The organism is Ferrovibrio sp. (assembly GCF_025869515.1).
In the GTDB taxonomy this organism is placed as follows: Bacteria; Pseudomonadota; Alphaproteobacteria; order Ferrovibrionales; family Ferrovibrionaceae; genus Ferrovibrio.
Window position 1 is genome coordinate 34,718 of sequence record NZ_JAOZVR010000086.1, and the last position, 17,585, is coordinate 52,302.

17 protein-coding genes and 1 tRNA gene are annotated in these 17,585 nt (G+C 64.3%); 17 read left to right on the plus strand and 1 reads right to left on the minus strand.

The window, feature by feature from the left end; genetic code table 11:
- Nucleotides 1-1,119, minus strand: a complete 1,119-nt coding sequence (locus tag OJJ21_RS13990) for a hypothetical protein (protein ID WP_297687194.1) — start codon at nucleotides 1,117-1,119, stop codon at nucleotides 1-3.
- A 332-nt stretch (nucleotides 1,120-1,451) separates the two neighbouring features.
- On the opposite strand from OJJ21_RS13990, the gene OJJ21_RS13995 reads away from it, so the two are divergent.
- The 17 genes from OJJ21_RS13995 to OJJ21_RS14075 all read left to right on the plus strand — a co-directional run.
- Nucleotides 1,452-1,528 (plus strand) — tRNA-Arg (locus tag OJJ21_RS13995).
- Between the two features lie 627 nt (nucleotides 1,529-2,155).
- A complete protein-coding gene (locus OJJ21_RS14000) occupies nucleotides 2,156-2,902 on the plus strand; it encodes an IclR family transcriptional regulator (protein ID WP_297687195.1) in 747 nt (248 codons plus the stop codon).
- Between the two features lie 77 nt (nucleotides 2,903-2,979).
- Nucleotides 2,980-4,005 carry a TRAP transporter substrate-binding protein DctP gene (dctP, locus tag OJJ21_RS14005; RefSeq protein WP_297687196.1) on the plus strand — a complete coding sequence of 342 codons (1,026 nt, stop codon included), beginning with the start codon at nucleotides 2,980-2,982 and terminating at the stop codon, nucleotides 4,003-4,005.
- Nucleotides 4,002-5,027, plus strand: coding sequence for a TRAP transporter substrate-binding protein DctP (gene dctP / locus OJJ21_RS14010; protein WP_297687197.1), 1,026 nt, complete (start codon nucleotides 4,002-4,004; stop codon nucleotides 5,025-5,027). Before dctP (OJJ21_RS14005) ends, dctP (OJJ21_RS14010) begins: the two co-directional genes overlap by 4 nt.
- A complete protein-coding gene (locus OJJ21_RS14015) occupies nucleotides 5,028-6,239 on the plus strand; it encodes a CoA transferase (RefSeq protein WP_297687198.1) in 1,212 nt (403 codons plus the stop codon).
- A 17-nt stretch (nucleotides 6,240-6,256) separates the two neighbouring features.
- Nucleotides 6,257-7,423, plus strand: coding sequence for an acyl-CoA dehydrogenase family protein (locus OJJ21_RS14020; protein ID WP_297687199.1), 1,167 nt, complete (start codon nucleotides 6,257-6,259; stop codon nucleotides 7,421-7,423).
- A 6-nt stretch (nucleotides 7,424-7,429) separates the two neighbouring features.
- Nucleotides 7,430-8,698, plus strand: coding sequence for an acetyl-CoA hydrolase/transferase C-terminal domain-containing protein (locus tag OJJ21_RS14025; RefSeq protein WP_297687200.1), 1,269 nt, complete (start codon nucleotides 7,430-7,432; stop codon nucleotides 8,696-8,698).
- Between the two features lie 13 nt (nucleotides 8,699-8,711).
- Entirely contained in the window at nucleotides 8,712-9,164 is a 453-nt protein-coding gene (locus tag OJJ21_RS14030; RefSeq protein WP_297687201.1) for an acyl dehydratase, read from the plus strand.
- A 7-nt stretch (nucleotides 9,165-9,171) separates the two neighbouring features.
- Entirely contained in the window at nucleotides 9,172-10,281 is a 1,110-nt protein-coding gene (locus tag OJJ21_RS14035) for a CaiB/BaiF CoA-transferase family protein (protein ID WP_297687202.1), read from the plus strand.
- A 19-nt stretch (nucleotides 10,282-10,300) separates the two neighbouring features.
- The gene (locus OJJ21_RS14040) at nucleotides 10,301-10,753 is read left to right on the plus strand and encodes a MaoC family dehydratase (RefSeq protein ID WP_297687203.1); all 453 of its coding nucleotides are present in this window, start codon (nucleotides 10,301-10,303) and stop codon (nucleotides 10,751-10,753) included.
- A 3-nt stretch (nucleotides 10,754-10,756) separates the two neighbouring features.
- Nucleotides 10,757-11,617, plus strand: coding sequence for a CoA ester lyase (locus OJJ21_RS14045; protein WP_297687204.1), 861 nt, complete (start codon nucleotides 10,757-10,759; stop codon nucleotides 11,615-11,617).
- 24 nt (nucleotides 11,618-11,641) lie between these two features.
- Nucleotides 11,642-12,205: a TRAP transporter small permease gene (locus OJJ21_RS14050; RefSeq protein WP_297687205.1), complete on the plus strand. Its 564-nt coding sequence runs from the start codon at nucleotides 11,642-11,644 to the stop codon at nucleotides 12,203-12,205.
- Nucleotides 12,202-13,485 (plus strand): TRAP transporter large permease subunit, encoded by a 1,284-nt coding sequence (locus OJJ21_RS14055; RefSeq protein WP_297687206.1) that lies wholly within the window; start codon nucleotides 12,202-12,204, stop codon nucleotides 13,483-13,485. Before OJJ21_RS14050 ends, OJJ21_RS14055 begins: the two co-directional genes overlap by 4 nt.
- A gap of 98 nt (nucleotides 13,486-13,583) precedes the next feature.
- Entirely contained in the window at nucleotides 13,584-15,431 is a 1,848-nt protein-coding gene (gene recQ / locus OJJ21_RS14060; protein WP_297687207.1) for a DNA helicase RecQ, read from the plus strand.
- Nucleotides 15,432-15,496: 65 nt separating this feature from the next.
- Entirely contained in the window at nucleotides 15,497-16,504 is a 1,008-nt protein-coding gene (locus OJJ21_RS14065; protein ID WP_297687208.1) for a 2-oxoglutarate and iron-dependent oxygenase domain-containing protein, read from the plus strand.
- Between the two features lie 5 nt (nucleotides 16,505-16,509).
- Entirely contained in the window at nucleotides 16,510-16,971 is a 462-nt protein-coding gene (locus tag OJJ21_RS14070) for a VOC family protein (protein WP_297687209.1), read from the plus strand.
- 128 nt (nucleotides 16,972-17,099) lie between these two features.
- On the plus strand, nucleotides 17,100-17,585 hold a 486-nt coding region (locus OJJ21_RS14075; RefSeq protein WP_297687210.1), incomplete at its 3' end, for a PRC-barrel domain-containing protein.

The window sequence follows — 17,585 nt, forward strand, 5'->3', positions numbered from 1 at the left end:
TCAGCGAACGAAGACCTGAACTTCGTTGGTCGCCGTCTGGCCGGTGCTGGCGGCCGAGACATTCACACGGCTGGCCGGCAGGCCCATATCGGCCAGCGAGCGCAGCACGCGATCGGCATTGCGGCGCGCCTGGTTCTGGTTGCTGGCGGTCTGCGCCTGGGTGCCGCCGGCGGCAACAGCCACAACATCGAACACGGCGTTGGGCTTGCGGGCCAGTGCCTGCGACACGGCATTGTACAGCGCCTGCTGGTAGGGCACATCGGCGCGGTCGAAACGGATAACCACCAGCGGCACGCGGCCATCGGCAGCGAACGGCGCCGCAGCGGCATCGGCGGCCGCGAACTGCTGCGCGCCGGCATAGAAGTTGGCGCGGTTGCCCAGGCCCGGACCGAGCAGTTCGCCCTGCTTGATGGCAGCCGAGAGCGTGGTCAGGTTGGTGCGTTCGGCACCGATGTAATTGGTCTGGCGGGCGACATCGGAGCTCAGCTCGCCCAGCAGGCGGTCGATCAGTACCACTGTCTTCGAGGTTTCATCCTCAAGCACGGAAAGCTGGCGATGGTCCTCGTCGATGGCGCCCGACAAGCTGTAGGTCGACTTGATCGACTGCAGCAGATAGGTCGACATCGCGGAATCGGCGGCCACCTGGTTGGCCAGGTTGCTCAGGTTGCCCACATCGGCCGCCATGCGGTCGAGATCGGTCTGGGCCTGGGTCCACTGGCTGACCAGGATCGGGTTACCCGGCGTGGTGCCCATCTGCAGGCGGGTCGATACCGCGGCAACCGTGCCGTGATAGCGCTGGGAATTCTGGGTGGCGCCGGCGCGAATCGCCTGCAGCTGCTGGTTCCGCTGGGTGACCTGCTGCTGCAGCTGCGACAGCTCGCCGCGCATCTGCTGCACCTTCTGACCGACAAAAGTACCGGTCGACTGGGCCTGGGTCACGCCCGGAACGACGAAATTGGTGCTGCCCAAGGCCGGCTGGCTCAGGGTCGGCTGCGGATTGGCTTCAGCCGCCGATGGCGGAATCTGCTGTCGCAGCACCGGCTCGGTGCCGACCGGGTCGGCCGCGGTCAGGGATGGCCAAAGTTCATCGCTGACGTAGGAACAGCCGGACAGCAGCAAAGCGAGAGAAATCGTGCTTGCTGAAGCCAGAATTCGGCGCCGATACGCCGGATTACGAACTGGATGTGCCATGCCGCGCGGTCTCGCGTTAATTGTTATGAACTCTGATCTGCTGGCCTGGAGGCCCCCCGTCGCAGCGGCTGGCCAAGCGGACAACCGCTTCGGCAGGCCTTCTGCAGACCCAGTTATTCTAGGGGTCGCCATACCCGCCCGCAAGCATCATCTGCTAGTAGAATCCGAGGCTTGCACGGCAGGGCAGTATTCCGGTCATGGCCCTTGCGCGGTCCCGGTGAATTGAGTAGGTTCCGCCCCCGTCGCGGTACCGCGAGTGTGCGCTCGTAGCTCAGCTGGATAGAGCACCAGACTACGAATCTGGGGGTCAGGAGTTCGAATCTCTTCGAGCGCACCATTTTCTCAATGACTTAGTCGAAAATCCGGCCTCTCGGTTTTAGCCGTGTGGGACTTTTCGATATTCACGCAAATCCCATCGCAATTAAATTCCAGGCTGAGCGCTCGCCTCCGGGCAGGCTGTTAAGAGTTTCCGCCAGGGCGTCCATGGCGGCTCTGGTTTCCGTTGCATGCGACGGTTAAGCCGGCTCAGTGCGTATACCGGTGGGTCCGGTCTGACCTCGGGCAGCGCAATGACTCCAGACGGCCGGCTTGCACATGCGTCTTGGCAATGCGGTCGAGCCCTGAAAAATCCATGAGCCATTGATCGTGGCATTGATCAGGCATGAAGCCTGATGTCGCAAAGGTTTCGCCTGGCCACGACGCTGACCGTGACGGGCATGGTTATCCGGTATCGAAAAAAAGATGGCGCGTCTGCGCCGCTATGTCATGGCATCGTTGCGCAGCCGGTGGCGGACGCTGAATACAGCATGCACCGCACAGCATTCTTCTCTGCGAAGACAACTTCAATTCTGTTGCATTGCAGCAGTCGGCTTGCTGCATCTGCAGCGTCGGCGCATCTCTTATGCCCATTCGGCAGAGCTGCCGAGGGCTTGACTCATTTTTCATACTCTAGTAATGTGTTTTCATGGATGTGAAAACTGCCGGCCGCGTCATTGATCTCTTCGAAGTCTTCGCCACGCTCAAGCGGCCGGCGACGCTGTCGGAACTCTCGCGTGAAATGGATATCCCGGTCTCCAGCTGTTTCAATCTGCTGCGCACCATCGAGAACCGCGGCTATCTCTATTCGGTGAAGCCGCGTGGGGGCCTGTATCCCACCAAGCGCATTCTCGAACTGGCGCGTGTCATCGCCGCGAACGATCCGATTGCGGCCCGCGTCTCGCCGCTGCTTCAGGCGCTGCGCGATGATTCGGGCGAGACGATTGTTTTCGCCAAGCGCCGCGGCACGCATGTGGTTTATCTCGACGTGCTGGAATCGCCGCATCGTATCCGCTACAGCGCCCAGATCGGCGAAGTGCGCGAGATGTATTCCAATTCGATCGGCAAGGCGATCATGGCGCAGCTGCCGCTGGCCGAGCGCCATGCGCTCTACGGCGAAATGAGCATGACCAGGCATACGCCGGCCACGCTCACCACCAAACGCGAGCTGGATGCCGATATCGAGAAATCGCTGAAACGCGGCTGGTTCTCCAATGTCGGCGAAACCGTCTCCGACGTTATGTCGGTGGCGGTGTCGGTCGCGGTTGGCGGCGAAACCTGCGGCATCAGCCTGGTCGGCCCGATTCACCGCATGAAGCCGGCGCTTCAGCGCAACATCGAACTGGTTCAGCGCGCTGCCCGCGCCATCGAAGCGGCGGCAGGGGAGGCCGGCTGATCGTCTGAAATCCACGTCAACCCCAGCCGGCACAAGACCGGCGGGCAATTTGCAAAACAAACCGGAGGAAACGAAACATGAGGACGCTTACCAGGCACTCCGCCCTTTGCGGAGCCGTTGTTGTTGCGTTGCTGGCAGGGCAAGCCCGGGCGGCCGATCCGATCAAGCTGCGCGTCGCGGATTCTTTCCCCAGCGGCCATTACATCGGCGAAAAGATCACCAAGGTCTGGCTCGCCGAGCTGACCAAGCGCTCCAACGGCGCCGTGACTTTCGAATACTATCCGGGCGAGCAGCTCGGTAAGGTCAAGGACATGCTGACGCTGACCCAGAGCGGCGTTACCGATATCGGCTATGTGCCGCCCTCCTTCGTCACCGACAAGATGCCGCTCTCGGCGGTGGCCGAACTGCCGGCCAGCTTCACGGAATCCTGCCAGGGCACGATGGCCTACTTCAAGCTGGCGCGGGATGGCGGCATCCTCGATCAGCGCGAATTCAAGCCGACCGGTATCCGGCTGCTCTACACCATCGTGTTGCCGCCTTATCAGGTCTTCCTCGGCAAGAAGAAGATCGAGAACCTGAAGTCGATCGAAGGCCTGAAGATCCGCAGCAGCGGCGGCGCCAAGGAACTGGCGGTACGCAAGCTGGGCGCCGTGCCGATCTCGATGTCGACGCCTGAAGTCTACGAAGCACTGTCGCGCGGTACCATCGACGGCATGCTGTTCCCGTTCTCGTCGATCTACTCCTACGATCTGCAGGGTCTGCTCAAGAGCACCACGGTGGGCGAGAATTTCGGCAGCTTCGTGGTCAACTACGTGATCAGCGAGCGGAAGTGGAAGACCCTGCCGGCCGATGTGCGCAAGCTGTTCGACAGCATGGCCGAGGAAACCAGCCGGCGCGCCTGCGGAATCTCCCAGGCCGGCGAAAAGGCCGACCAGGAGCGGCTCGGCAAATCCGGTGTTGAACTGGTGACGCTCAGCGCGGCCGACAAGGCCGCCGTGCGCCAGCATATGGCGGGCGTGAATGTCGAATGGGCCCAGGGGCTCGACAAGCGCGGCAAGCCCGGCACCGAAGTCCTCAAGGCCTTCGAGGAGGCGTTGAAATGATTGCCCGTATTACCACGATTGCCGCTCTGTTCGGCGTCATGGCGGCGACGCCGGCCATGGCTCAGCAGCAGAAGATGCGTGTGGCCGACAGCCTGCCGGTCGGACACTTCTTTGCCGAATACGGCACCAAGTTCTGGATGGCCGAAGTCGAGCGCATGACCAACGGCAAGGTCGGCTTCGAATACTATCCGTCCGAACAGCTCGGCAAGGCCAAGGATCTGCTCAGCCTGACCCAGACCGGCGTGGCCGATATTGGCTATGTCGTGCCGTCCTACGTGTCCGAGAAGATGCCGCTGTCGGCGGTGGCCGAACTGCCCGGCAGTTTTGCCACCGGCTGTGCCGGCACTCTGGCCTATTACAGGCTGGCGACCGGCGACGGCATCCTGGCCAAGCGTGAATTCGCTGCCAACAACGTGCGCATGATCTTCACGCTGGTGCTGCCGCCATATCAGGTCTTCACCGGCAAGGCGAAGCTGGACGGCCACAAGAGCCTGAACGGCCTGAAGCTGCGTACCGCCGGCGGTGCGATGGACGCCACGGTGCGTGCCTATGGCGGCGTGCCGGTGCGCATGGCGGCGCCGGAAATCTACGAATCGCTGTCGCGCGGCACCATCGACGGCATGCTGCTGCCCTATGCCAGCGTGGTGTCCTACGACCTCGCCGGCCTGACCAAATTCTCGACCACCGACGAGAATTTCGGCTCCGCCGTGCTGACCTACCTGATCGGCGAGGCGAAGTGGAAGAAGCTGGCACCGGATGTGCAGGCGGCCATCGCGAAGGCGGGCGAGGCGGCCACGCGTCGGGCTTGCGAGATGACGGACAGGGAAGTGCAGTCCGACATCGCCAAGATCCGTGCCAAGGGCACCATCATGGGTCCGTTCCCGGCCGCCGAGAAACAGGCGGTCGCCGGCATTTCCTCAGGGATTGCCAAGGAATGGGCCGACAGCCTCGACAAGCGCGGCAAGCCCGGTTCGGACGTACTCGCGGCCTATCGCAAGGCGCTGGCGGAGGTGCAGAAGTAAATGCCTGGTCCGCTTGAGGGTGTTCGCATCATCGACCTCACCACCGTGCTGATGGGGCCCTATGCCACCGTGATGTTCGGTGACATGGGCGCCGATGTCATCAAGGTGGAGCCGCCGCAGGGCGATCTGGTCCGCGGTCTCGGGCCGGCGCGCCATGCGGATATGGGGCCGATCTTCCTGCATGCCAACCGCAGCAAGCGCAGTATCGTGCTTGACCTCAAGCAGCCGGCCGGGCGCGAAGCGCTGCTGCGGCTGGCCGGCACGGCCGATGTGCTGTTCTACAATGTGCGGCCGCAGGCGATGGCCCGCCTCGGCCTGTCGTATGAGGATGTCGCTGCAGTCAATCCCGGCATCATCTATGCCGGCGTGTTCGGTTACGGCCAGGACGGACCCTATGCGGCCCGTCCGGCCTATGACGACCTGATTCAGGGAGCGGCCTGCCTGCCGACGCTCTATCAGCTCGCCGGTGGCCACGAGCCGCGCTATGTGCCGCTCACCATGGCCGACCGCGTCGTCGGCCTCACGGCCTTCGGCAATATTCTCGGCGCGCTGTATCACCGTCAGCGCACCGGACAGGGCCAGCGCATCGACATTCCGATGTTCGAGACCATGGCGAGCTTTGTGCTGGGCGATCACATGGGCGGTCGCAGCTTCGAGCCGCCACTCGGCAAGCCGGGTTATGCGCGCCTGCTGGCGGCTGCGCGCAAGCCTTTCCGCACCAGCGACGGCTATGTCTGCGTATTGATCTATAACGACAAGCAGTGGCGCAGCTTCTTCAATGCCATCGGCCAGCCCGACAAGCTGGACAAGGACCCGCGCTTCGCCGATCTGGCCAGCCGGACCCGGCATATCGATGAGTTGTATGCCGAAATCGCCGAGACCATCGCCGGGCGCAGCACCGAGGCCTGGCTGCAGCTGCTGCACGAGGCCGACATTCCGGCCATGCCGTTGCACGATCTCGACAGCATTTTCGACGATCCGCATCTCAACGCCACGGGGTTCTTCCAGACCACCGAGCACCCGAGCGAAGGCACGCTGCGCACCATGCGCTACCCCAGCACCTGGTCGCAGAGCCAGCCCGGTCCGACGCGGCCGACGCCACGCTGCGGCGAGCATAGCAGCGAAGTGCTGCGCGAGGCCGGCTACAGCGAGGCCGAGATCGCCCGGCTGCGCGCCGACAAGGTCACGCGCGACGCCGGCGAAGCCGCTTAAGTCAACGGAGGAATATCATGGATTTCGCGCTCACCCCGGAGCAGGACGCTATCCGCGAATCGATTTCCGGAATCTGCAGCCGTTTCGGCGACGATTACTGGTTGAAGAAGGATAAGGACGGCGGCTATCCCGCCGAGCTGCACCAGGCACTCGCCAGGGATGGCTGGCTCGGCATCTGCATCCCCGAGGAATACGGCGGTGCCGGGCTCGGCATCACCGAAGCCGCCATCATGATGGAGACGATTGCGGCTTCCGGCGCCGGCATGTCGGGCGCCTCGGCCGTGCATATGAATATCTTTGGCCTCAATCCGGTCGTGGTGTTCGGCAACGACGAGCAGAAGCAGCGCATGCTGCCGCCGCTGGTGCAGGGCAGGCACCGGGCCTGTTTCGCCGTCACCGAGCCGAATACCGGCCTGAACACCACGCAACTGAAGCTGAAGGCCGAGCTCCGCAACGACCATTACCTGATGCATGGCGCCAAGGTCTGGATTTCGACCGCCCAGGTGGCTGAGAAGATGCTGATCCTGGCGCGCACCACGCCGCTGGAAGAAGTGAAGAAGCCGACCGAAGGCCTCAGCCTGTTCTACACCGATTTCGACCGCAAGTTCATCGAGGTGCGCGAGATCGAGAAGATGGGCCGCAAGGCGGTCGACTCCAATCAGGTTTTCATCGACGGCCTGCGCGTGCCGATGGAGGATCGCATCGGCGAGGAAGGCCGCGGCTTCGAATACATCCTGCACGGCATGAACCCCGAGCGCATCCTGATCGGTGCCGAAGCCGTCGGCCTCGGCCGGGTCGCGCTCAGGAAGGCGACGCAATATGCCAATGAACGCGTGGTGTTCAACCGGCCGATCGGCAAGAACCAGGCGATCCAGCATCCGCTGGCCGAATCCTGGATGGAACTGGAAGCCGCCTGGCTGATGGTGATGTCGGCCGCCTGGCAGTACGACAGCGGCAAGGTGAGCGGCGCCGCTGCCAATGCGGCCAAGTATCTCGCCGCCGAAGCCGGCTTCAAGGCCTGCCAGACCGCGGTGATGACCCATGGCGGCTATGGCTATGCCAAGGAATATCATGTCGAGCGTTATCTCCGGGAATCGCTGATCCCGCGGATCGCGCCGATCAGCCCGCAGCTCATCCTCTGCTTCATCGCGGAGCGTGTGCTCGGCCTGCCGAAATCCTACTGACGCGCCATGCTGCTGCAGCCCGACAGCCTCGACTTTGCCCGCTGGGTCAAACCCGGCGATACGGTCGTCTGTGGGCAGGGCACAGCCGAGCCGTGCAGCCTGACCCGGCGGCTGGTGGCGCAGGCGGATGCGCTCGGCCCGCTGCGGCTGTTTCTGGGACCGGTCTTCTCCGACAGCTTTCCGGCGGAGGCTTCGGCGAAACTCACCTTCACCGGCTATTGCGGCATCGGCAGGGCGGCGCAACTGTCGCGGGCCGGCCGCCTGGATATTCTGACCAGCCATTACAGTCAGCTGGCGCCGCAGTTTGCCAGCGGCCGGCTGCCGGCCGATGTGGTGCTGCTGCAACTCGCGCCGCCGCGCCATGGGCGACGCCACAGCCTGGGCCTGGCTTGCGATTACACGCTGGCAGCGGCGCGGCGGGCGCGTGTGGTGATCGCCGAGGTGAACGGGGACGTGCCCTGGACCCATGGCGGCGAGATTCCCGCCGATCTGCGCATTGATGCCTTTGTGGCGGCCGACCAGCCACCGCTGGAACTGCCTTCGGCGACGATCGGCGAGACGGAACGGCAGATCGCTGCTCATGTCAGCCGCTTCATTCCCGATGGCGCCACGCTGCAACTGGGCATCGGCAGCATCCCCGATGCCATCATGGCCAGCCTGCAGGACCGCCGCGATCTCGGTCTCCACTCCGGCATGGCGGGTGACAGTGTCTGTGCCCTGATCGAGACCGGTGTCATCACCAATGCGCGCAAGGCCATCGATCCCGGTGTCAGCATCACCGGGGTGCTGTTCGGCGGGCGACGGCTTTACGATTACGCCGACGACAACCCCGCGATCCGCCTGGCACCGTCGGACTATACCCATGCGCCGGCCGTGATCGGCCGGCTGCGCGATTTCATGGCGATCAATTCCGCCATCGAGGTCGATCTGACCGGCCAGGTCAATGCGGAAGTGGTGGATGGCACCTATCTCGGCGCCGTCGGCGGCCAGCTCGATTTCACCCGTGCCGCCAATGCCGTGTCCGGCGGTCGCGCCATCATCGCACTGCCGGCCACCGCCCGGGGCGGCAGCATCAGCCGCATCGTGGCGCAGCTCGGCGCCGGAGTCGTCACCACGCCGCGCAGCGACGCCGATCTGGTCGTCACCGAATGCGGCGTTGCCGAACTGCGCGGCTGCACGCTGGCCGAACGGGCGCGGCGCATGATCGCGATTGCGGCGCCGGACTGGCGCGACAGGCTGCAGCAGGCGGCGATGCCGTTGCTGCGCGCAGGATAACAGGAGGACAGACATGCATATCATCGGACGCGGCTTCATCTGGGACGACCTGAAAGTCGGTTACCAGTTCCGCACGGCAGCCCGCACTATCGCCGAAGCTGACCTGGTGAATTTCGTCGGCGTCAGCTGGATGAACGAGGAGCTGTTCACCAACGATTCCGACCGCGACCGCCGGGCCATCAAGGGTCGTGTCGTCCCGGGCGTGATGGTCTATGCCATCGCCGAAGGACTGCTCACCCCCAGCATGCAGGAAACCGGCCTGGCATTCCTCAATGCCACCGTCGATATCAAGGGCCCGACCTGCGTCGGCGACACCGTGCATGTCGAATGCGAAGTGATCGAGATGCGGCCGACCTCCAAGCCTGATCGCGGCCTGGTGCGCACCATGAACAAGGTGGTCACCCATGCCGGCGCGGTCACGCTCGCCTACAATCCGCTGCGCATGATGCAGCGTCGCCAGGCCTGATCGTACCGTGGGCCCGCTCGCCGGCTATCGCATCGTGGAATTCGCAGGTATCGGCCCGGCGCCGATGGCGGCGATGCTGCTTGCCGATATGGGCGCCACGGTGCTGCGGCTCGACCGGCCCGAACAGGCCGCCGATCTCGGCATCGAGAAGCCGGCGCGCTTCAATCTGCTCAATCGTGGCCGTGAGACGCTCAAGCTCGACCTCAAATCACCCGCCGGACTGCAGACCGCGCTTAATCTTATTGGCCAGGCCGATGCCCTGATCGAAGGCTTCCGGCCCGGCACGATGGAGCGGATCGGCCTTGGCCCGGATATCTGCTTTGCGCGCAATCCGCGGCTGGTCTATGGCCGCATGACCGGCTGGGGCCAGGATGGCCCGCTGGCGCCGACGGCCGGGCATGATCTCAACTACATCGCGCTGACCGGCGCCCTTCATGCCATCGGCCGGCAGGGAGCGGCGCCGACGCCGCCGCTCAATCTGGTCGGCGATTTCGGCGGCGGGTCGCTGTACCTCGCCTTCGGCATGGTCTGCGCACTGCTCGAAGCGAGAAAGTCAGGGCAGGGGCAGGTGGTCGATGCGGCTATGGTGGATGGCGCGGCGTCACTGATGACATCCTTCTATGGCCTGCATGCCGCCGGCCTGCACAGCGATGCGCGCGGCGAGAATATCCTCGATTCCGGTGCGCCCTTCTATGACTGCTACGAATGCGCCGACGGCAAATTCCTGGCTGTCGCGCCAATCGAAAAGCGCTTCCGTGCCGTGATGCTGGAGCGGATCGGGCTCGATCCCGCCTGCCTGCCGTCGCTCGACGACCCGGCGCAGTGGGGCAAAGCCAGGACAATCCTCGCCGCGCATTTCCGCAGTCGCCCGCGCGATGCCTGGATGGCGCTGCTGGACGGCAGCGATGCCTGCGTATCGCCGGTGCTGTCGCTGGCCGAGGCGCCGGATCACCCACATCACCGTGCCCGCGGCAGCTTTATCGAGATTGACGGCGTGGTGCAGCCGGCGCCGGCGCCACGGTTCAGTCGCACCCGGCCGGACCGGCCGACGCCGCCGCAGACGGCTCCGCGCAGTCAGGATGCGATCCTGGCTGACTGGGGCTTGGGCAGGAATTGACAGAGGGAGACGCAGAGCAATGGCCGGTTTGTATTTCGACGAGCTGATGGTGGGCCGGGTGTTCGACCATGAATGGACCCGCACGGTCACGGAAATGGACAACACGCTGTTCAGCACGCTGACCATGAACGTGCAGCCCCTGCATCTCGACGAGCATTTCTCGGCGACCACGGAATTTGGCCAGCGCATCGTCAACAGTCTCTTCACGCTCGGCCTGATGATCGGCATGACCGTGAACGACACCACCCTGCGCACCACCATCGCCAACCTGGGCATGACCGATGTGCGCTTCCCCAAGCCGGTTTTCCACGGCGACACCCTGCGGGTACGCACCGAGGTGATCTCGCGCCGCGAGAGCAAGTCGCGCCCCGATGCGGGTCTGGTCGAGTTCGAGCACACCGCATTCAACCAGCGCGACGAGATGGTGGCCGTCTGCCGCCGCACGGCCCTGATGCGACGGAAAAAGGCGTAAGCCATGCGTTCGATGCTGTTCGTTCCGGGCGACAGTCGCCGGAAATTCGACAAGGCCGTTACCACCGCGGCCGATATGCTGATCCTCGACTTGGAGGATTCGGTGGCGGCCGGCCGCAAGGTCGAAGCGCGGGCCATTACCGCCGACATGCTGGCGGTGCCGTCCCGCCGCGCGGCCCTGTTCGTGCGGGTCAATGCCTTCGACACCGGCGAAACCCTGGCCGACCTGGCAGCCGTGATGCCGGGCCGGCCCGATGGCGTTGTGTTGCCGAAATGCGGCGGCGGCACCGATGTTGCGAAGCTCGCCCTGTATCTAGATGCCTTCGAGGCGGCGCATGGTATCGCTGCCGGCCAGACGAAAATATTGGCCATTGTCACCGAAACCGCCGAGGCACTGTTCGGCCTCGACAGCTATAAAAATTCCAGCTCGCGGCTCTGCGGCATGATGTGGGGCGGGGAGGATCTGGCAGCCTCGCTGGGCGCCACCGAAAACCGCAGCAATGGCGTCTGGCACAGCCCCTATGTCATGGCGCGCAATCTCTGCCTGGCCGGTGCGGCGGCCGCGAATGTCGCCGCCATCGACACGGTCAGCACCGAGATCGGCAATCTCGAACGCATCGCCCAGGAAGCCCGCGAGGCCCGCCGCGACGGGTTCGCCGGCAAGGCGGTGATCCATCCCAATCACGTCGATACCGTGAATGCGGCCTTCACGCCCACGGCCGATGAACTGGCCTGGGCCCGGCGCATCATCGCGGCTTTCGCCGCCGACCCCGCCGCCGGCGTGGTGAAGATCGACGACAGGATGATCGACAAGCCGCATCTGCGCGCCGCCGAGCGGATCGTCGCCGCGGCGAAACAGCCATAAAACAAGAAGAACGGGGAGGCAGGGATGATACGAGCCATAAACAGGGCACTGCAGGGGATTGAGGAGGTCACGGGCCTGCTTGCGGCCCTGGTGATGTTCCTGATCATGATCATTGCCGCAGCCGATGTCGGCATGCGTTATCTCTTCAACAGTCCGTTCAGCTGGGCCTATGACCTGATTGCGCTCTATCTGATGACGGGACTGTTCTACTTTGCCCTGTCGGGTACGTTCGCGCATCACGCCCATGTCAGTGTCGATATCCTGCAGCATTACATGACGCCGCTGCAGCGCCGGCTCAGCGAAATCGTCGTCTGCGCCCTGTCGCTGCTGCTGTTCGCTGGCATCGCCTATGCCGGAGCGGGGCGGGCGCTGGACAGCTATATCGAAGACGACGTGCTTGCCGGCCTGATCCCGTGGCCGACCTGGCCGTCGATCGCGCTGGTGCCCTTCGGTGCAGGCCTGCTGACCCTGCGGCTCGGCCTGCATCTGGTGGCGCATCTGGGCACCCTGATCACTGGAACGGAAACCATCGAACTCACTCCGGTCAGCGGCTCGCCGGAAGCGATGGAACGGGAGATGGTAGAATGATTGTGCTGCTGGTCCTTGCGACCCTTTTCGTCCTGCTCGCCCTTGGTGCGCCGGTCGGCTTTGCCATGGGCATTGCCGGCGGCCTCGGCCTGTGGATCACCGGCGGCCCCGACATGCTGCTCGGTATCCTGCAGACCACGCCGCTCACCTCAGTCAGCTCCTACGAACTGATCACCATCCCGATGTTCCTGCTGATGGCGGAACTGGTGCTGATTAGCGGCGTCGCCGACGGTCTGTTCCGTGCGGCGGCGGCCTGGATCGGCCGCGTGCCGGGCGGTCTCGGCATGGCCACGGCGCTGGCCGGCGCCGGTTTTGGCGCGATCTGCGGCACCAGCACGGCCTCGGCGGCGACGCTGTCGTCCACCAGCCTGCCGGCCATGCTGAAACAGGGCTACGAACCCAAACTGGCCGCTGGCGTGGTGGCGATTTCGGGCACGCTCGCGATGCTGATCCCGCCCAGCGTGGCGTTGGTGATCTACGGCCTGCTGGCCGAGGTGAATATCGGAAAACTGCTGATCGGTGGCGTGATTCCCGGCCTGTTCGTCACTGCGGCGATCATGCTGACGGTCTATATCCTGGTCTGGCAGGAACCTTCGCGGGCACCGCGCGGGCCCGTTGTGGCCTTCCGCGAAAAGGTGCGGCTGCTGCGCGAAGTGGGTCCGATGCTGGTGCTGTTCGGTCTGGTGACCGGCATCATCTATACCGGCATCGCCACGCCGACCGAGGCATCGGCCATCGGTGCGCTGGGCGCTTTCCTGATGGCGCTGTATCGCGGCCGGGTCGACCGCTCCACCATGCTGCACGCTTTCAAGCGGGCGGCGCATAGCAGCTGCATGATCGCCATGATCCTGCTTGGCGCCCATATCTTCGGGTATTTCTTTACGCTTACCCAGGTAACACAATCGCTGGTGGCCTGGGTTGGCGGACTCGACGTTTCGCGCTGGGTCATTATTACCCTGATCCTGGCCGGCTATATCGTGCTCGGGTCCTTCATGGACCAGATCGCCATCCTGGTGCTGACCGTGCCGATCGTGCTGCCGCTGATCAAGTCGCTCGGCTTCGACCCGCTCTGGTTCGGCGTCATCAAGATCGTGACCGCCGAAGTCGGCATGATCACGCCGCCGATCGGGTTGAACTGCTTCATTGTGTCACGCTACGCGCAAAGGCCGGTGATAGAGGTGTTCCAGGGCACTTTCCCGCATTTCATCGCGCATCTGATCGTGATTGCCATCATGGTGATCTTCCCCGAGATCATTCTGTGGCTGCCGTCACGCATGTGATTCGGGACAACTGATCCCGGCCCGGCCCCTCGCGGCCGGGCCGCTTCTTTGCTATGCCGGTAGCGCGGGCGGCGAATCGGCGCCCCGAAGCGGTCGGCATGACATCTATATCTCTGGACGCGGCGCAAGCCACGCTGCACACGGTTTTCGGGTTCGAGCGCTTTCGCGCCGGGCAGGCGGAAATCGTGCAGGCCCTGCTGTCCGGCGAGGATGTACTGGCGGTGATGCCGACCGGCAGCGGCAAGTCGCTGTGCTACCAGTTGCCGGCCATCCTGCGTGGCGGGTTGACCGTGGTGGTCTCGCCGCTGATTGCGCTCATGCGCGACCAGGTGCGGCAGTTGCAGGGCTTTGGCATCAATGCCGCCAGCCTGAATTCCGCCAATGACGATGCCGAGAACCAGCGCGTCTACCGTGATCTGCGCGAAGGCAGCCTGCGGCTGCTCTATGTCGCTCCCGAACGGCTGGTGCGGCCCGATACGGTAACACTGCTCAAACGCTTCAATGCTGGCCTGCTGGCCATCGACGAAGCCCATTGCGTGTCGCAATGGGGGCACGACTTCCGCCCGGAATATCTGGCTCTGGGCAACATCCGCGCCGAGCTGGGCAATATCACCACGATTGCACTGACGGCCACGGCCGATGCGCCGACGCGGGCCGATATCGTGCAGAAGCTGTTCGCCAGCCATGAGGGTATGAGGGGGCCACGGGAATTCATCCGCAGCTTCGACCGGCCGAACCTGCATCTGATGATGCAGCCCAAGGCCAGCGCCCGGAAGCAGATCGGCGATTTCATTGCCGCGCGGCGCGGCCTGAACGGCATCGTCTACTGCTCCTCGCGCAAGCGTACCGAGGAACTGGCCGCCGGCCTGGTAGCCATGGGGCATAATGCCCTGCCGTATCATGCCGGCATGGAACAACGCCTGCGCGACACGAACCAGGACACCTTCCTGCGCGAGGATGGCGTGGTGATGGTGGCGACCGTCGCCTTCGGCATGGGTATCGACAAGCCCGATGTGCGCTATGTCTGCCATGCCGACCTGCCGCGCAACGTGGAGGCCTATTACCAGGAAATCGGCCGCGCCGGCCGCGACGGGCTGCCGGCCGAGACGCTGACGCTCTATGGCCTTGATGACATGCGCCTGCGCCGCCTGCAGATCGAGGAAGGCGAGACCTCTGACGATCGCAAGCGGATTGAGCGCCAGCGCTTCAATGCCCTCGTCGCACTCTGTGAGTCGCCGCGCTGCCGGCGCCAGACCCTGCTGGCCTATTTCGGCGAGACCTCCGGGCCCTGCGGCAACTGCGACCTGTGCCAGGACGGCGTGGCACGATTCGACGGCACGGTGGAAGCACAGAAGGCGATGTCGGCGATAGCCCGTACCGGCCAGCGTTACGGCACTGAGCATCTGGTGCAGGTTTTGCTTGGCAACGCGACGGATGCGATCCTGCGCAGCGAACATGACCGCCTGCCCACATTCGGCGTCGGCAAGGATCGCGATGCCAATGCCTGGCGCTCGATTTTCCGCCAGCTCTATGGCGCCGGCCTGATCGATCTCGATATCGCCGGCCATGGCGGCTGGTTCATCACCGATGCTGGCCGCGCCGTGCTGCGCGGGCAGGGCAGGGTGGAGATGCGTGTCGAATCGCTCGCGGCGCGGCGGGACCGCGGTCGTCGCGGCAGCCCCGGCATGGCCGAAGCAGCTCTGGAGCCGGCCGATCAGCGTTTGCTGGCGGCCCTCAAGGATCTGCGGCGCCGTCTCGCCACCGAACTGCAGCAACCGGCCTATGTCATCTTTTCCGACCGCACCCTGCTGGAACTGGCGGCGAAACGGCCGAGCAGTTTGTATCGACTCACGGATATTCACGGCATCGGCCAGGCCAAGCTGGAGCGGTTTGGCCAGGCGTTTCTCGATGTGGTGCTGGCGCATCAGGACGACCGCGCCGCCTGATCCCTGATCTGGCATCAATGCTGCATGGTGCTCGGGGCTGATGTCACCCGTCCGGATGCCCGATCATGGTCCTCTACACACCGCCGCAGCCCGCGCGCGAACTTCCCGTCATCGATATCGCCGCCACCGCCGGCGGCGACGAGGCTGCCTGCAGCGTTGCTGCCCGGGAGATTCATAAGGCCTGCCGCGATACCGGATTTTTCTATGTCAGCGGCCATGGCGTGCCGGAGGCACTGATTGCTGCGCAGTTCGACTGGGCGCGACGTTTCTTCGCGCTGCCGGCGCAGGCAAAGCTCGCCTTGCATATGCAGCGCTCGCGCAGCTTCGCCGGTTACGAACCGCTGGCCGGCCAGGTTCTGGATGCGGCATCGCCCCCCGATCTGAAGGAGGGCTATTATTACACGGCCGACCTGCCGGTCGACGATCCCTATCTTTTGGCCGGCATCCGCGGATATGGCTGTAACCAGTGGCCCGGCGAGGGCCTGGCGGATTTTGACGCGGCCGGTTTCCGTACGCAGATGCAGGTCTATCATGCCGCCATGCGGCATCTGGGCGACCGGCTGCTCAGCCTGCTGGCCCGCTCGCTCGACCTGGAACCCGATTACTTCGCGCCGATGTATCGCAAGCCGAATGCGGTCGTGCGCCTGCTGCATTATCCGCCGCAGCCGGAAGCCGCGCAGTTCAACCAGCTTGGCGCCGGTGCCCATACCGACTGGGGCGGCATCACTCTGCTGGCCCAGGACGATGCCGGCGGGCTGGAGGTGCAGAACACGGCCGGTGACTGGATCATGGCACCGCCGCTGGCCGGCAGCTTCGTGGTCAATCTCGGCGATCTGGTGCAGCGCTGGACCAACGACCTCTACCGTTCGAACATGCATCGGGTGTTGAACCATGCCGTGATACCGCGCGATCGTTATTCGGTGCCGTTTTTCTATACACCGGATCATTTTTCGCGCATCGAATGTCTGCCCGGATGCAGCAGCCCGGACCGGCCGCCGCTTTATGCGCCCTGTCTGGCCGGCGAGCATATGATGGAGATGTTCAACCGGTCATACGGCCGCAAGGGGGAGTGATCGGCATGACTGCGGCACGTCTGGCATATGTCAATCTGTTTGCCCGCGATATCGTTGCGCTGGCCGGTTTCTATGCCGATCTGTTCGGCTTTGCCGAAATCGTTGCGCACCGCTCGCCGATCTATCGTTGCCTCGATGCCTGTGGCGCTGAACTGGGATTCAATGCAGCCGAGGCTTACGCGCTGCTCAATCTCGACTCGCGGCGGCCGGCGGATGCGGCAGTGCCGCCTCCGCTGGGCGCGTATTTCACCATTGAACTCGATACTGCCGAGGCAGTTGATCGCGTCGCAGCGGACTGCAGTCGCCTGGGCGGCCGCGTGCTGAAGCCGCCATATCTGACGTATTACAATGCCCGTCAGGCCGTGCTGGCCGATCCCGAGGGGAATATCTTCCGCGCCAACCATCGGATCGGCCTGCGCACGCCCTACGAAGCTTTGCCGCCGGAACGCAAACCGCTTCGGGATTAGCGGGTCACAGCAATATTGCAGTTTTATCGAAGCCTCTGCGCGGCCGGCGCAGCGATGCCGACCTACATGATAGAAGCCGCAGGAATGCGCGGCATCAGTCCGGAATTCGCCGGAAAGAGAGGTTCGTCATGAAACGCAGCTTTGCTATTCCCGCCGTCGCATTGATGCTGTCGCTGCCAGGCGTGGCAGTGGCGCAGAATACGACGGCCCCCGCCGCCGGCGACAAGCCGACATCGGATACGCTGGTGCCGATATCGGGAACCGGAACGGCCGAGGTGAAAGGCAATCGTCTGATCGGCGCGGATGTCACCAGCGCGACAGACGAAAAACTTGGCGACGTGGCTGAGGTTCTGGTGACCACCGATGGCCGCGTCAGCGCGATCATCGTGGCCACTGGCGGTGTCTTGGGGGTTGGCCGGCGCAAGGTGGTACTGCCCTGGGAGCGCCTGCGCTTCAGCAGCCGCGGCAACGATCTGGTTGTGGTGGCCGATGCGAGCAGGGAAACGTTGCGCGCGATGCCGGAATACAGCGACCCGAGCCGGGCGTCGAGCGAGCAGCGCATGCCGGCTCCGGCTGAACCGCCGCGTGCCCAGGCCGGGCGGAGTTCCAAAGAC

Bases quoted from the DNA above. Each gene is read 5' to 3' on its own strand.
- OJJ21_RS14000 (WP_297687195.1), top strand. From the start codon at position 2,156: ATGGATGTGAAAACTGCCGGCCGCGTCATTGATCTCTTCGAAGTCTTC.
- dctP (WP_297687196.1), top strand. From the start codon at position 2,980: ATGAGGACGCTTACCAGGCACTCCGCCCTTTGCGGAGCCGTTGTTGTT.
- dctP (WP_297687197.1), top strand. From the start codon at position 4,002: ATGATTGCCCGTATTACCACGATTGCCGCTCTGTTCGGCGTCATGGCG.
- OJJ21_RS14015 (WP_297687198.1), top strand. From the start codon at position 5,028: ATGCCTGGTCCGCTTGAGGGTGTTCGCATCATCGACCTCACCACCGTG.
- OJJ21_RS14020 (WP_297687199.1), top strand. From the start codon at position 6,257: ATGGATTTCGCGCTCACCCCGGAGCAGGACGCTATCCGCGAATCGATT.
- OJJ21_RS14025 (WP_297687200.1), top strand. From the start codon at position 7,430: ATGCTGCTGCAGCCCGACAGCCTCGACTTTGCCCGCTGGGTCAAACCC.
- OJJ21_RS14030 (WP_297687201.1), top strand. From the start codon at position 8,712: ATGCATATCATCGGACGCGGCTTCATCTGGGACGACCTGAAAGTCGGT.
- OJJ21_RS14040 (WP_297687203.1), top strand. From the start codon at position 10,301: ATGGCCGGTTTGTATTTCGACGAGCTGATGGTGGGCCGGGTGTTCGAC.
- OJJ21_RS14045 (WP_297687204.1), top strand. From the start codon at position 10,757: ATGCGTTCGATGCTGTTCGTTCCGGGCGACAGTCGCCGGAAATTCGAC.
- OJJ21_RS14050 (WP_297687205.1), top strand. From the start codon at position 11,642: ATGATACGAGCCATAAACAGGGCACTGCAGGGGATTGAGGAGGTCACG.
- OJJ21_RS14055 (WP_297687206.1), top strand. From the start codon at position 12,202: ATGATTGTGCTGCTGGTCCTTGCGACCCTTTTCGTCCTGCTCGCCCTT.
- recQ (WP_297687207.1), top strand. From the start codon at position 13,584: ATGACATCTATATCTCTGGACGCGGCGCAAGCCACGCTGCACACGGTT.
- OJJ21_RS14065 (WP_297687208.1), top strand. From the start codon at position 15,497: ATGGTCCTCTACACACCGCCGCAGCCCGCGCGCGAACTTCCCGTCATC.
- OJJ21_RS14070 (WP_297687209.1), top strand. From the start codon at position 16,510: ATGACTGCGGCACGTCTGGCATATGTCAATCTGTTTGCCCGCGATATC.